This is a genomic window from Clostridium sp. SGI.024, from assembly GCF_050315195.1.
Classification (GTDB): Bacteria; Bacillota; Clostridia; order Clostridiales; family Clostridiaceae; genus Clostridium.
The window spans coordinates 1-14793 of record NZ_JBNPON010000035.1 but is presented as its reverse complement, the minus strand read 5'-3'; the positions used below and the strand labels follow the sequence as shown (position 1 = coordinate 14793).

The following is a 14793-nucleotide window of genomic DNA, read 5'->3' as shown; positions in this document are numbered from 1 at the left end:
CTAAAATTAATTTTATTTATATTATTAAGACTTTATCATATTAGTTAGCTTATTAATTTCTATAATATATTCATAATGTAAGGCTCTTGTTAAAGAAACATATAATAGTCTTTTATCTAAAATATTATCACTATAATTCTTATCACTTGGATCATATACTATAGTAGCATCAAACTCTAGCCCCTTAGTTAAATATGATGGAATAATTATTATATCTTCATTATTTTCTTTTTCGCTTCCTTTTATTAAGGAAATTTTTAAATTTATTTCCTTCTTTATAATTTTCTCTAATTTTTTACCTTCATCTAAGGTTTTGGTTATAATAGCTATACTACTTTTACCATTTTTAATAATTTCATCTATAATTTCTTTTATTTTTATAGCAGCCTCTTTATCACTGCTACATTTTATTACCTTTGGCTTTTCTCCATGTCTTAATACTGGTTTTGCATTTTTTAAGTTTAGGTTCTGTGAAACTAAAGCTTCATTAGCAAAATCAATTATTTCAACAGTTGATCTATAGCTTTGAGTCAGTTGTATATATGTAGCCTTTTTTTGAAAAACTCTATCTACTATATCATCCCAAGTTTTAATCCCCTTATAATAGTAAATTCCTTGTGCTATATCACCAACTAAAGTTAAAGAATTTCCTCTCGTTAAGCTATTTATTAAATAAATCTGGAATGGATTATAGTCTTGAGCTTCGTCAACAACAATATGAGAGTATTTGTCTTTTTCTGCAACCCCTTCTAATAGTATATTTATATACATAAGTGGTGCTAAATCATCTTCATCAATAACTCCCTTTTCGTTGTTATTTTCTAATTCTTCTTTCATAAACTTCTCTAGTTCTTTAGGAATTTTACCTAAGGTTGCTATTTCAAAGTACTCTTCATTTTTGAATAAATTATAATATATATCCTTTGAAGTTATACCTCTCCACTTTTTAAAATACTCATTCATAATTTTTTTAGAATTATTTTTTATATTGTCTTTTATTGAGTCTCTTTCGGAATATACTTTTATTAGCTTTTCTCTTCTTTCGGAGCAATCCTCTAGCTCTCTTTTTACTTCTTTAATCTTTACATCCCAATCTGAATCTACTTGTAAACAAAGAAGCTGAATCTTTTCTTTTAATTTCAGTGATAAATATCTTTTTATTTCATCTTTTCTTTTATTAATTGGATAGCTTTTTAAGTCTTTTAAATAAAGCCTCATTATTTCTCTTTTTCCAAATAATATATAGCCTTCTACTGTAATATCACTTATGTCTAATGAAGCCCCTTCTAACAAAGCTAAATATCTATCTATTATACTTTTAAATGTTAGTGTTCCTTTTATTTTGGATGAGTTAACAATATAATTGCATTTCTCTCTATCATTAGCCTCAATAATTTCTCTTAGCTTTTCGTCTTTACCCTTAATTTTAGCTCTAGATTTCAAGTTCTTAAGGGCTAAATCTTGAAATGTAGTTTGATTTACTTCTCCAACACCAAGATTAGGTAGAATATCCGATATATAATCTAAAAATAACTTATTTGGTGCTAAAACTAAGATGTCTTTTCCTTTAATACTATCTGAGTATCTATAAATTAAGTATGCTAATCTATGTAATGCTACTGTAGTTTTACCTGAGCCTGCTGATCCTTGAACTATTATAGGTAAGTTCTTTGGCCATCTTATTATGTCATTTTGTTCTCTTTGAATAGTTGCTACTACTTCCTTTAATTTCTTTCCTCTGCTTTCTTCCAAATTAATTTTTAAGAATTCATCGACTAGATCCTCACCTTCTAATCCACTCTTAACAATAATTTCATTTATTCCTTCATCAAATATTTCTTCTAAATTATCTTCCTTAAATAAGAATTTTCTTTTTAGAGACAAGTTTCCCTCTATTATTCCATTTGGAGAATTATAATATGCATATCCTCCTGTGCCACTATAATAAAGATCTGCCACTGGAGTTCTCCAATCTACTACTATTTCTTCTCCATCTTGACTTGAACTTACAGATTGTTTACCTATATATATACTTTCTTTTTGTGATTTATTTTCTCTAAAATCAACTCTTCCAAAGTAAGGCACCTTCATTGATTCTTCATAATTATTAATGTCTTTTTTTAAAACTGAGTAAATCTTTTCAGTAGTTTCTTTTTCTTCATTATAACTTCCTCTAGCTTCCTTAGTTAGAAGCTTTAATTTTTTATCAATAACTTCAAAACTTCTTTTTTTCTCTAAAAGCTCTTCATTGATTTTCTTTCTTTTTTCTTCAAGAATATCTTTTTCTAAAAATAAACCTTCTTTCTCCATACAAATACCTCTTATTTAAACTATTATACTAATTATAGAATAAGTTATATTTAAATTCAATTAACTAGCAGTTTAATGCAATTAACTAACAAATTATAGATTTACTTCCTATATGTTCATATAATAAAATTATCTACTTTAAAAGTAATTATTATTCTTTTTTTAAATAATATATTATTTACTATGTAAATAAACATTTTACTTTATTATATTGTATGTTAGAATTTTCATGTAAAGGAGTGGATAAAATTGTTTAATCAAACTAAAACACCTAACTACATAAAAATAGCTGTGGATATAGCTTATAGAATTGTTAATAACCAATTTACAGAGGGGGAAAAGATAACTGGAAGAACGACTTTAGTTAGTATTTATAATGTATCTCCTGAAACAATCAGAAGATCTTTAGCTCTTTTAAGAGATATGAATGTGGTTACAATTAATGAAAAAAGTGGCGTTATAATCAATACTAAAGATTATGCTAAAGAGTTCCTAAATAAATTTAAAACCAAATCTGATTTTACATATTTAAATAATGAAACCTTTGAGCTAATAAAGCAAAGAAAGGAAATTGATACTAAATTAGAAAAAAATATTAATAGTATAATTGAATTTGCTACTCAATTGAGAAATGTAGGTTCAATAATTCCTTTTGAAAACATAGTTGAAAAGGATAGCTTTGCTGTTGGAAAAAGTATTGGGGAACTTAATTTTTGGCATAATACTAAAGCAACTATAATTGCTGTTAAAAGAGATGGGGATTTATTCTTATCACCAGGACCATACTTCAAAATAAATTCTAACGACATAATAGTTTATGTTGGAGAAGATTCAGTTATAGAAACAGTTAAAGACTATATTTCTTTACCATCATCCTCTAAGTGAAAAAGTTAAAGCACTATCATCTAATGTAAAATGTAGAATTAAAGAAAAAGCTCCTTTAGTAGTTTCTTAAATAAATATATTTTAGTAATTTGTTTCAAATTACACCATTAATTCTACATTTTTAATTTAGAGCTATTGACACCTTTACTTATTCTAATTAATTTCTAATATATAATTAATTGCATCTTCAAATTCTATTTTCTTAAACTTTTTTCTAAGCTTAACCTTAATATTTTCAATATATTTTATTGAAAAAGGTAAATATTCATTTATAACTTTTACATATTCAGCTGAAAAAAATTCCTTGCTTAATACTACTGAAACTAATATTAACATTATGCAATTTGTTTTTATAAGTTCTTTTAATTCTAGTATATTTTCTCCTTTAAAACAATGCTCTTCTTCTAAAAACTTAATAGTGAAATTTATTAATTTATTTGCTATTTTATCTAATTTATATTTAGGAGCTAATTGTGACATTATAGTTATATGCTTATTATTTATATCACATTTAATATCTTGAAGGTCATCTGCTAATTGAAGTGAAAATCCATAAAAAATACAAAAGGATATTTCATCCTTATTCATCTTACCCTTTGTTAAAAATCCATCTACTAAAACTGATGATCCACCTTTTTCAATAGATATTCCTAAAATATCTTCTTCATAAGGAATACTAAGACAATCTTGTTGTTTTAAACTTTTTATTTGTCCTTTATGAATTGAAAGTAAGGCTTTATATATTTCAGTATAATTATCTCTTTCAAACTCATCTTCTATATAGCTAACTAGCTTATAAACAGAATTTTCATAAGAATTACTTCCTTTTATATCTTCTCCTTTTAGCCTTTTCTCCAATTTATTATTGAATTTATTCTTTTCTATATTATTTATCTCTGTATTATCTAAATAATTATCTGTATAAGGATATAGCATACTATAACCAAATGCTCCTTTAGACAATTGTACTTTTTCTCCAAAGGCCACTTGAAGGATATTTACTATCCAAATATTTCTCATAGCCTGACCTATCTCCTTATATGTTAAGTTTTTCTCAAATTCTTTTGCTTTTTTAATGAAATTTTTTGTACTCTTAAAAAAGTCATCCTTCATATCCTTATTAATTATTCCTAGCTTAAAAGTTTCTTTTTCACTTTCTATATAATTATCAATAATTTCATTAAATTCTTTTTTCCAATTTTCCTTTTTATTATCTTCTTTAGGAAATTCATTTATTTTTTTAATTATTAAATCTATATATTTATCTAAGTTCTTTTCTTTATTTTTCTTTTCCTCATTAGTGTATTTTTTCATGTCTAATTTAAAATTTCTATCTGACTTCCACCATTGTTCACTACATTTTAGATATACAGAGTTTATCAAATTCATTATTAATCCCCCAATTTAAATCTTTATCAGCCTTATAAGCTTTTCTAACAATTAAATTATAAGTATCATTACCATAGTTCTTTTTAATATTCTCTCGCAATATTCACATATTCCAAGTATTAATTATCCTATAATTTCCATGTATTACAACCCCTCTTCATAACTCATAACCTATGATGAATATGTATTTTTGCCTTTACTATATAAATCAGTAATTTGTTCATAGAATACTCACTTTTTCAAAACTTACCCAACAACTTGGTAATTGACTAGATACTAAACTGCATAATAATTCTACTAATCATATCCACCCTAAATGTTCATTATATAGTAACATTATATCTTAATATTAGTTATATTCTTCACTGACGCTATATAGATTATAGAAATATGATTGATTCTGTATTAATTGCTCTAATTTCCCTTGTTCAATTATATTTCCATTTTTCATAACATATATATAATCACACTTACTAAGTAAATTATAATCTAATTGGTGAGTAATAATTATACTTGTAGTATCTTCTAATCCAATAACATTATTAATAATCTCACTAGCTGTAATATTATCTAAACTTGATGTGGCCTCATCTAATATTAAAAATTTAGAATTACATATCAATGCTCTAGCTATCCCTATTCTTTGCCTTTCTCCACCTGACAATACATTTCCATTCTCTCCAACATTTGTGTCTATACCATTAGGAAGTTTCTTCACTAAATTAGATAGTCCTGATAATTCTATTACTTTCATTACTTCTTCTTCTTTAAAATTTTTATATAAAGTTATATTATTTTTTAATGTATCATCGAATAAAAATATATTTTGACTTATATAACTAATTGATTTATATAAATCTGTTGAGTTTATTTCACAGATATCTATGTTGTCAAAATTAATTTTTCCATAATCACACTTATAGAAATTTAATAATAACTTGGCAATAGTACTTTTTCCACTTCCACTTTCTCCAACAATAGCATACTTTTTATATTCTTCAAATCTTAAACTAACATTATTTATAGCTTTAACTTCTGAATTATCATAAGAAAATGATACATTTTTCATAGATATTTCTCTTGGTGAAGACTTTAATACATTCCCAATTTCCTGAAAACTTCTTTCTATTATAATATTTTCTAGCTTATTTCGTATTTGCAAGGTAGATCTTATTTCAGCTAAAATAGCTGGCAATTGTTCTAAAGGTGCAACAACTCCACCTATAAGTTGAGATAAAGAGATTACTAAACCAACAGAAATTTCTCCAATAATAGCAAAATATCCACCAACAACATATGTAATTAAATACATTATAGAGCTAAATAAAATAGAAATCCATCCTGCTAAATATATACTTTTTTTAGATTCACACCCCATATTTTCTCTAGCTTCATTATATTTATTATGACTTTTAATAATTTTATCTTGAATATTAAAACTTTTTATAATTTGAAACCCTTCAAAAAAATCTTTTATTTGAGAAGTATACTTATTCATTGAATTTGAATATTTTTCCTGAATCATAGCAAGTTTTTTATCTAAAAATTTAGGGATTATAATTGAACATATAGCAATACATATTAAAATTATAGTTATTGTAGAATTTAACATGCTAACTATTATAAATGAAAACAAAAAGCTCATTGCCACATCATACATTGATAAAATATTATCAAAGTAACTGTTAGATAATAATGTAACATCATTATCTAATATTGACATATATGTTCCAGTATTTTCTTTATTAAAAGTTTCTGAATTTCTTTTTATAATATTAGAAAATAAATCCTTTTTTAAATTTATAAGAGTCTCTCTTAAAATTGACTCTCTAATATATTTCACTATAAGTAGTAAAATACAATCTAACATAACATATATACCACACCGTATAGCTGATATTTTTAGCATATCTAAATTCTTATTTATGGCAGAATTTATAATAGGTTCAAATGATAATGCAAACTTAATTGAAAAAAAGCATGATAATGGAACTGATAACAAAAATAGAAATATCAGTATTTTATCTTTAAATAAGTATTTTTTCATAACCTCTAGTTATATCTCCTTTCATATTAATAATAAAAAGTTAATGAAAGAATAAAGGAATGAAAAAGTTATAATGAAAATCCTTAATTCTTTCATTTTTTATTTTATTAATTTTTTAAATAATAAACTTAATTCTTGAATGAGTGAATTGGAGCTGGTATTCTTCCCCCTCTTTGTATGAATAATGAAGATGAATATTTATTTATAGGCATTACTGGTGCCGTTCCTAATAAGCCTCCAAACTCCACTAAATCTCCAACTTTACAGCCTGGTGCTGGTATAACCCTTACAGCAGTTGTCTTATTATTAATCATACCTATTGCTGATTCATCTGCAATCATAGCTGCTATAGTTTCTGCACTTGTATCTCCTGGTACCGCAATCATATCTAATCCTACTGAACATATTGCAGTCATAGCTTCTAATTTTTCTAAGTTTAAAGAACCATTTAATACAGCCTCGATCATTCCTGCATCTTCAGAAACAGGTATAAATGCTCCACTTAGTCCTCCAACATGGCTACAAGCCATTACTCCACCTTTCTTAACTGCATCATTTAATAAGGCTAGTGCAGCTGTAGTTCCATGAGTTCCAACTACTTCTAGTCCCATTTCTTCTAATATATGTGCAACAGAATCCCCTACTGCAGGAGTTGGTGCTAAAGATAAATCTACTATTCCAAATGGAACTCCTAATCTTTCTGAAGCTTCTTTAGCTACTAATTGTCCCATTCTAGTTATTTTAAATGCTGTCTTCTTTATAGTTTCTGCAACTACATCAAAGGATTCACCTTTTACCTTTTCTAAAGCTCTTTGAACAACTCCTGGTCCACTAACTCCAACACTTATAACCTTATCAGCTTCTCCAACACCATGGAAGGCTCCAGCCATAAATGGATTATCTTCAACAGCATTACAAAATACTACAAGCTTAGCACAACCAAAGCCTTTTGTATCCTTTGTATACTCAGCTGTTTTTTTAATTATTTCTCCCATTTCTCTTACTGCATCCATATTTATTCCACATCTAGAAGATCCAACATTTACTGAAGAACAAACCTTACTAGTTTTTGCTAATGCTTCAGGAATTGAGTTAATAAGTATCTTATCACCTTTTGTATAACCCTTTTGCACTAATGCTGAAAAGCCTCCAATAAAATCAACCCCTAAGGTTTCTGCAGCCTTGTCCAAAGTTTGTGCAAATTTAACATAATCTTTTTCATCAGTTGCACCTGCAATAATAGATATTGGAGTAACAGAAACTCTTTTATTTACTATTGGAATTCCAAATTCATTTTCAATTTCTTTACCAACCTTAACTAAATCTTTAGCACTGCTAACTATTTTATTATAAATTTTTTCTCTTGCCTTATCTCCATCTGAATCTATACAATCTAATAAAGAAATCCCCATAGTTATTGTTCTAATATCGAGTTTTTCTTCTTCTATCATTTTTATAGTTTCTAATATATTATTACTATTCATAATTTATCCTCCATATCCTTCGATTATAAAGTGTGCATAGAATTAAAAATTTCTTCCCTTTGAATTTTAACTTCAACACCTAATTCTTCACCTTTAGAAACTAATGAACTCTTTATCATATCAAAACTTGAACTCGATTCCTTTAAATCTAACATCATTATCATAGTAAAATACTGATCCATTATAGTTTGATTCACATCTAAAATATTAATATTTAATTTTAGTAACTCAGTACTAATTCCTGCAATAATACCAACCTTGTCTCTTCCTATTACTGTTAAAATTGCCTTCATAAACTTCAACTCCTACATTTATTTTTTAATTATTCAAAAAAGTTAATATAATTTTATCCTTACTACTAAATGTTGTCAAATATTTATCATTCTTTCCAATATTAATTTAATCACTCTTGATTCTCCACATATACACTTGTCTCTAACATAAGTAAAAACTTATAGACTTTCTCATATTCAGCATAACCTATGTAATTTAAAATCAATTTTATTTTTCTATCTAAATATTCAATTTTAAATTCCAATGAAATAAATAAAATTAATTATTTCATTGGAATTTATAAAATCTAATTATTTCTTTTCTTTAAATTTCTACAGCTTACAATATCTATTCCTGTATCTAAAATATTTTCTACTATTACATCTCCTATTTTTATAGGAGCATTAACTTCTACATTTTTTAACACATCCATACATTTAAATATTAAACTTTTAGGTATTTCTCCTTTAGTTTTAACTGGAAGTACATCAATTTCACCATTATTAATCTTAACAGTTGTTGTTACTACTCTTACTGGATTAGTTACTTCATTTAATCCATAACTTTCTCCTCTTTTGCAGCTATTACCAGTAACTTTATTTTCCTCAATATTAACTTTAAGATGACATCCTCTAGGACAACAAATACAAATTAACTCTTTTTCCACTTTGTTCTCCCCCTAACTTTCTTTTTCTAAGGCTATTAAAATATCTTCATCTAAATTATTTAATAATTCTTTTTTTATTATTAACCTTTCCATTTCAGCAGGAGCTAAATGCTGCTTCTTTACCTTTTGAATTATCTTATCGCCACATTCCACTTGTAAATTCATATCCTTATATACATTATTAACTCTCATAAATATAGTTAAGCTTTCATCTATATCATTAACAGATATTTTTTGAGGTACTGTATAATTAATTCCATTTCCATTTTTAATATTTATATAATTTTTCTTTTCTAAAGAGTTATTTAAATACTTTGCAACAGATTTCCCAGCATGTTTTGCTTCTTCTGTAACAAAATCAACTAAGTCATGAACATGAACTACGTTACCACAAGCAAAAATACCATCAATATTAGTTTCCATGCTTTCAGTTACAACTAATCCATTTGTTCTATTATCTAAAGCTGCTCCAACACTTTTGGATAATTCATTTTCAGGTATTAATCCTACAGATAATAATAAGGTATCACAAGAAAACTCTATTTCACTTCCTTTAATAGGTCTTTTATTTTCATCAACCTTTGAAATAATAACCTTCTCTAATCTCTTATCACCAATAATATCTGTTATTGTATGAGATAAATAAAGTGGAATATTGTAATCATCTAAACATTGAACAATATTCCTATTAAGACCATTTGAGTAAGGCATAAGCTCTACTACAGCTTTAACCTTAGCACCTTCTAAGGTCATTCTTCTAGCCATAATTAATCCAATATCACCAGATCCTAAAATTACAACTTCTTTTCCTGGCATATATCCTTCCATATTAATATATCTTTGAGCTGCTCCTGCAGTAAATATTCCAGCTGGTCTATCTCCAGGAATTCCAATAGCACCTCTAGTTCTTTCTCTACATCCCATAGCTAAAATAATAGCTTTTGTTTCTAAAATCATATATCCATCTTCACTATTTATAGCATGAATTTTTTTATCTTCTTCTATTTCTAAGACCATTGTATCTAGTTTTATTTCAATATTTGTATTTTTAACAAGTTCAATAAATCTATGAGAATATTCTGGTCCTGTAAGTTCTTCTTTAAAGGTATGAAGGCCAAAGCCATTATGAATACATTGATTTAATATCCCTCCTAGTTCTTTATCTCTTTCAATAATTAAAATATTATTTACACCATTCATAAAGGCTTCATATGCAGCTGCAAGCCCTGCTGGTCCTCCACCAACTACAATTAAATCATACATCACACTACACACCTCCTACCTTGATTTTCCTATTAATATATAAGAACCTTCTTTTTCTAAATCTACATCTTCAAGTGGTATATTTAGTTCTCTAGCAATTATTTCTTGTACACGAGGTCCACAAAAGCCTCCTTGACATCTTCCCATACCTGGTCTACATCTACGTTTTATTCCATCTAAAGTAATGTATCCAAAGGATTTATTAATAGCATCAACAATTTCTCCTTCAGTAACTTCTTCACATCTACATATTATTCTTCCATATCTTTTATCCTTTTTAATAAGTTCTTTCTTTTCATCTATAGATAACTCCATAAATCTTATTTGATTTCTATATGGATTAAAATCTTCTTTCTTTACTGTATTAAGACCAGAATCATTTAAAATCTCAACTACTCTTAAAGCAATTGCTGGTGCTGCAGTTAAGCCTGGAGACTTAATTCCTGAAACATCAATAAAGCCTTTTACCTTATTATTTTCTTCTATAATAAAATCACCTTTATCTGCCTCTGCTCTTAACCCAGCAAAATTTCTTATTGAATTTCTAAAGTTTACTTTATCAGTAGTTTTTTCTGCTCTTTCACTTATAAACTCTAAAGCTTCAGAGGTTGTTTTTAATGAATCTTTTTCTTTTATTTCTTCTGCATTAGGCCCAACTATTAAATTGCCATGTACAGTGGGTGCAACTAAAACTCCTTTACCGAATTTTGATGGACATTGAAAAATTGTATGCTTAAAATTTTTCCCCTCATCTTTATCTAAAATATAGTACTCCCCTCTAATTGGAGTAATTTTAAAGCTTTCTTCACAAACCATATTATGAACTTTATCTGCATAAACACCAGTTGCATTTATTACATATTTAGCTCTTATTTCTTCATTATTCTTTAATTCTAATGTAAATAAATCATCTTTTGTTATTGATACTACTTCTGAATTTAACTTAATTTCCCCACCATTTTCTACTCCATTTTCAACTAAGGCAATAGTGCATTCAAATGGACCAACGATACCTCCTGTTGGTGCATATAAAGCACCATAAATATCTTTATTTATATTAGGTTCAAGCTTTAAGACTTCTTCTTTAGTTAATATTTTTAAATCCTTTACATTATTCTTAACTCCTTTTTCATATAAATCATTAATTATCTTTATATCATCTTCATCAAAGGCAAGTACTAATGAACCATTTCTAATAAAAGGTACAGAAAGTTCTTTGCACAAATCTTCAAACATTTCATTTCCTAATACATTATACTTTGCCATTAAAGTTCCAGGCTCTGGGTCATAACCAGCATGAATTATTGCTGAATTTGCTTTTGTTGTTCCCATTGATACATCATTTTCTTTTTCTAAAATAAGAACTTTCAAATTAAACTTGGTTAATTCTCTAAAAATAGAAGCTCCTATTATACCTGCTCCTATTATCACTACATCATACATAACTCTACCTCCCTAAAACACTTGTTATATTCCCCTTTTTACTTCCCTTTTACACAACAAAAAAGCATAAAAATAAGAGCAACCCCTTATCCTTATGCTTATCCCTAAATCCCTCAGCACATTAAATAAATTATAGTATAATTCTAACATAAATTTAATAAAATGTATATAGTTTCAAAGTCATTAGTTTTCTTAATATTATATATATTATGCATATTCAACTATATTATTCTATAAAAAATTCATCTTCTAAACCTTCAAGATCAGTTATAATAATTTCTTTTAAGTTAAAATCTATTAATCCTAAATCCTTCATATTTATTAACTCTCTTGATAGTGAAGGCCTTGGAATACCTAATTCTTCAGCTAATTCTTTTTTAGAAGATATTTTATATGAATATGTATTATTTTTCTTATAATTGTCTAATAATATCTTACATACCTTTCTTCTAATAGAATCTAGCTCTATTAAATTAATCTTTCTATTTAAAATTACTATCTTTTGTGATAGAAGTTGTAGAAGATTTTCAGCAAACTTAGTATTTTTCTGCATTATTCCTAATACACTATTCTTCGGAAAAGATAATACTTTACAATTCTCTACTGCCATTACCGTTGCTGGATATTCCTTATCCTTTGAAAATAAAAGTGCTTCTGCAAATACATCACTTACATTAAAATTAGCTAAAGTTAATACCTTTCCATTTTCATATATTGTTTGTATTACTGCCTTACCTTCAAGAATTACAGATAAACTGTTACATTTCTCTCCTTGATTAGCTATTACTTCATTTTTTTTATATTCTTTAATTAAATAAAGTTCACTTTTTAAAATATCATTTATTTCTTTTTCTTCTATACCTTTAAAAAAACAAGTGTTTTTCAATACATTAATCATAATATATTCCTTTCCAGCTTTTAATTAGCATCATAAAAAGTTTCTATTTTAAGAATTTTATTATTTATTAATCTTTCATTCTGTATACTAATTACTTTATCAAAATGTATAAAAAAAAGCTATCGTAAAACTAAATACAAGTTTTACAATAGCTTTTTTTATATTAAGCTAAAAACATTTCTAAATCATCTTCAACATTAGTTATTCCACCAATACCAAAGTTTTCAACTAATACTTTTGCAACATTTGGTGAAAGGAAAGCTGGAAGTGTTGGTCCTAAATGAATATTCTTAACTCCAAGATATAATAATGATAATAATACTATTACAGCTTTTTGTTCATACCATGCAATATTAAATGCTATTGGTAAATCATTTATATCTTGTAATTCAAAAACTTCTTTAAGTTTTAATGCTATTAATGCTAATGAGTATGAATCATTACATTGTCCTGCATCTAAAACTCTTGGAATTCCACCTATATCTCCTAAATCTAATTTATTATATTTATACTTAGCACATCCTGCTGTTAATATTACAGTATCTTGTGGTAATGCCTTAGCAAAATCTGTATAGTAGTTTCTTGACTTAGCTCTTCCATCACAACCTGCCATAACAAAGAACTTCTTAATAGCTCCAGATTTAACTGCATCAACAACTTTATCTGCAAGTTGCATTACTTGATTATGAGCAAATCCTCCTATGATTTCACCTTGTTCAATTTCTATTGGTGCTTTACACTTTTTAGCATGCTCAATAATTTCTGTAAAGTCTTTAGCTACTCCATCTCCACCTTCAATATGCTTACATCCTACAAATCCAGCAGCTCCAGTAGTATAAACTCTATCCTTATAGCTATCTTTTGGTGGTACTATGCAGTTAGTAGTCATTAAAATAGGTCCATTAAAGCTTTCAAACTCTTCTTTTTGTTTCCACCATGCATTTCCATAGTTTCCTACAAAGTGTTCATACTTTTTAAATGCAGGATAATAGTGAGCTGGTAACATTTCTGAGTGAGTATAAACATCTACTCCACTTCCTTCAGTTTGCTTTAATAATTGTTCTAAGTCTTTTAAATCATGTCCTGAAACTAATATTCCTGGATTATTTCTAACTCCAATATTAACCTTAGTCATTTCTGGATGTCCATAAGTTTCTGTATTAGCTTTATCTAATATAGCCATACCACTTACCCCAACTTTACCAGTTTCTAAAGTTAAAGCAACTAATTCATCTGCTCCTAAATTATCATCTAACATCTTAGCTAAAGTTTCTTGCATAAATGCATTTACTTCATTATCGTCATAATTTAATTCATTAGCATGCTTCATATAAGCTGATAAACCTTTTAATCCATAAGTTATAAGCTCTCTTAAGCTTCTTATATCTTCATTTTCAGTTGCTAATACTCCAACCTTCCTTGATTTTTCATCATACTCTTCTCTTGTACTTGCACTCCAAGTAGCAGCTTCACTTAAAGCTTCTTTATTAGATAATAAATTTAATAATTCTTCCTTTATTTCTAAAGTTCTCTTTACTCTTTCATAAAAAATTTCATCATCAAAATTAGCATTAGTTATAGTTGTAAATAAGTTTAATGTTATAAAGTGATTAATTTCACTTGAAATTTCTTTTCCTTCTTTTCTAAGTCTAGTTGTAACTTCAGATAATCCCTTTGTTGTATATACTAAAAGATCTTGCATTCTAGCTAAATCTGGTGATTTACCACAAACTCCAAACTTCGTACATCCAGTACACCCTGCTGTTTCTTGACATTGAAAACAAAACATCTTATTTTCCATAAAACAAATCCCCCTTGATTTTTAATTAATTATTCATTCTATGGTCTTATTATATTTATATTAGAAGCTTAATTCGGTAACATTTGTTACAATTAAAATAAAAATTTATATTTTATATTATTATTTTTTAATATCGAGTAGGAGGAAAATAATTATTTTATTTTCCGTCCTCTCACACCACCGTGCGTACCGGTCTGGTACACGGCGGTTCTTTAAGTTTAATGAATTTTCATATATTGATGCGTTAGGCTTTTCAAGCCTAAGTCGTTAAAGAATTGATTTGTAAGTGTCGTCTTTAATATAGCACTATTTGCCACTCGCCAATATCCTTTA

Annotated in this window: 11 protein-coding genes; 1 reads left to right on the top strand and 10 read right to left on the bottom strand. The window is 27.0% G+C overall.

Translation table 11 applies throughout. The features are described from left to right. Positions 1-24: 24 nt before the first annotated feature. Positions 25-2310 carry an RNA polymerase recycling motor HelD gene (gene helD, locus ACQRD5_RS10625; RefSeq protein ID WP_294167492.1) on the bottom strand — a complete coding sequence of 762 codons (2286 nt, stop codon included), beginning with the start codon at positions 2308-2310 and terminating at the stop codon, positions 25-27. Positions 2311-2559: 249 nt separating this feature from the next. On the opposite strand from helD, the gene ACQRD5_RS10620 reads away from it, so the two are divergent. Further along, the gene (locus ACQRD5_RS10620) at positions 2560-3195 is read left to right on the top strand and encodes a TrkA C-terminal domain-containing protein (RefSeq protein ID WP_294167491.1); all 636 of its coding nucleotides are present in this window, start codon (positions 2560-2562) and stop codon (positions 3193-3195) included. Between the two features lie 153 nt (positions 3196-3348). Here the strand turns inward: ACQRD5_RS10620 and ACQRD5_RS10615 are convergent, their stop codons facing one another. The 9 genes from ACQRD5_RS10615 to hcp all read right to left on the bottom strand — a co-directional run bounded on the left by ACQRD5_RS10615 (position 3349) and on the right by hcp (position 14460). After that, on the bottom strand, positions 3349-4584 hold the full coding sequence (locus ACQRD5_RS10615; protein ID WP_291631211.1) for a hypothetical protein: 1236 nt from the start codon (positions 4582-4584) through the stop codon (positions 3349-3351). Between the two features lie 349 nt (positions 4585-4933). Then, positions 4934-6631: an ABC transporter ATP-binding protein gene (locus tag ACQRD5_RS10610; RefSeq protein ID WP_291631900.1), complete on the bottom strand. Its 1698-nt coding sequence runs from the start codon at positions 6629-6631 to the stop codon at positions 4934-4936. Positions 6632-6759: 128 nt separating this feature from the next. Next, positions 6760-8115: a PFL family protein gene (locus ACQRD5_RS10605; protein ID WP_294167487.1), complete on the bottom strand. Its 1356-nt coding sequence runs from the start codon at positions 8113-8115 to the stop codon at positions 6760-6762. Between the two features lie 23 nt (positions 8116-8138). Next, positions 8139-8408, bottom strand: a complete 270-nt coding sequence (locus ACQRD5_RS10600) for an ACT domain-containing protein (protein WP_291631846.1) — start codon at positions 8406-8408, stop codon at positions 8139-8141. A gap of 287 nt (positions 8409-8695) precedes the next feature. After that, positions 8696-9055, bottom strand: a complete 360-nt coding sequence (locus ACQRD5_RS10595; protein ID WP_291631848.1) for a DUF1667 domain-containing protein — start codon at positions 9053-9055, stop codon at positions 8696-8698. 12 nt (positions 9056-9067) lie between these two features. Next, positions 9068-10321, bottom strand: coding sequence for an NAD(P)/FAD-dependent oxidoreductase (locus ACQRD5_RS10590; protein ID WP_291631850.1), 1254 nt, complete (start codon positions 10319-10321; stop codon positions 9068-9070). Positions 10322-10333: 12 nt separating this feature from the next. Then, positions 10334-11761: an NAD(P)/FAD-dependent oxidoreductase gene (locus ACQRD5_RS10585; protein ID WP_291631852.1), complete on the bottom strand. Its 1428-nt coding sequence runs from the start codon at positions 11759-11761 to the stop codon at positions 10334-10336. A 226-nt stretch (positions 11762-11987) separates the two neighbouring features. Next, a complete protein-coding gene (locus ACQRD5_RS10580; protein WP_291632023.1) occupies positions 11988-12659 on the bottom strand; it encodes a Crp/Fnr family transcriptional regulator in 672 nt (223 codons plus the stop codon). A gap of 163 nt (positions 12660-12822) precedes the next feature. After that, positions 12823-14460, bottom strand: coding sequence for a hydroxylamine reductase (gene hcp, locus ACQRD5_RS10575; RefSeq protein ID WP_291632024.1), 1638 nt, complete (start codon positions 14458-14460; stop codon positions 12823-12825). Positions 14461-14793: the final 333 nt, after the last annotated feature.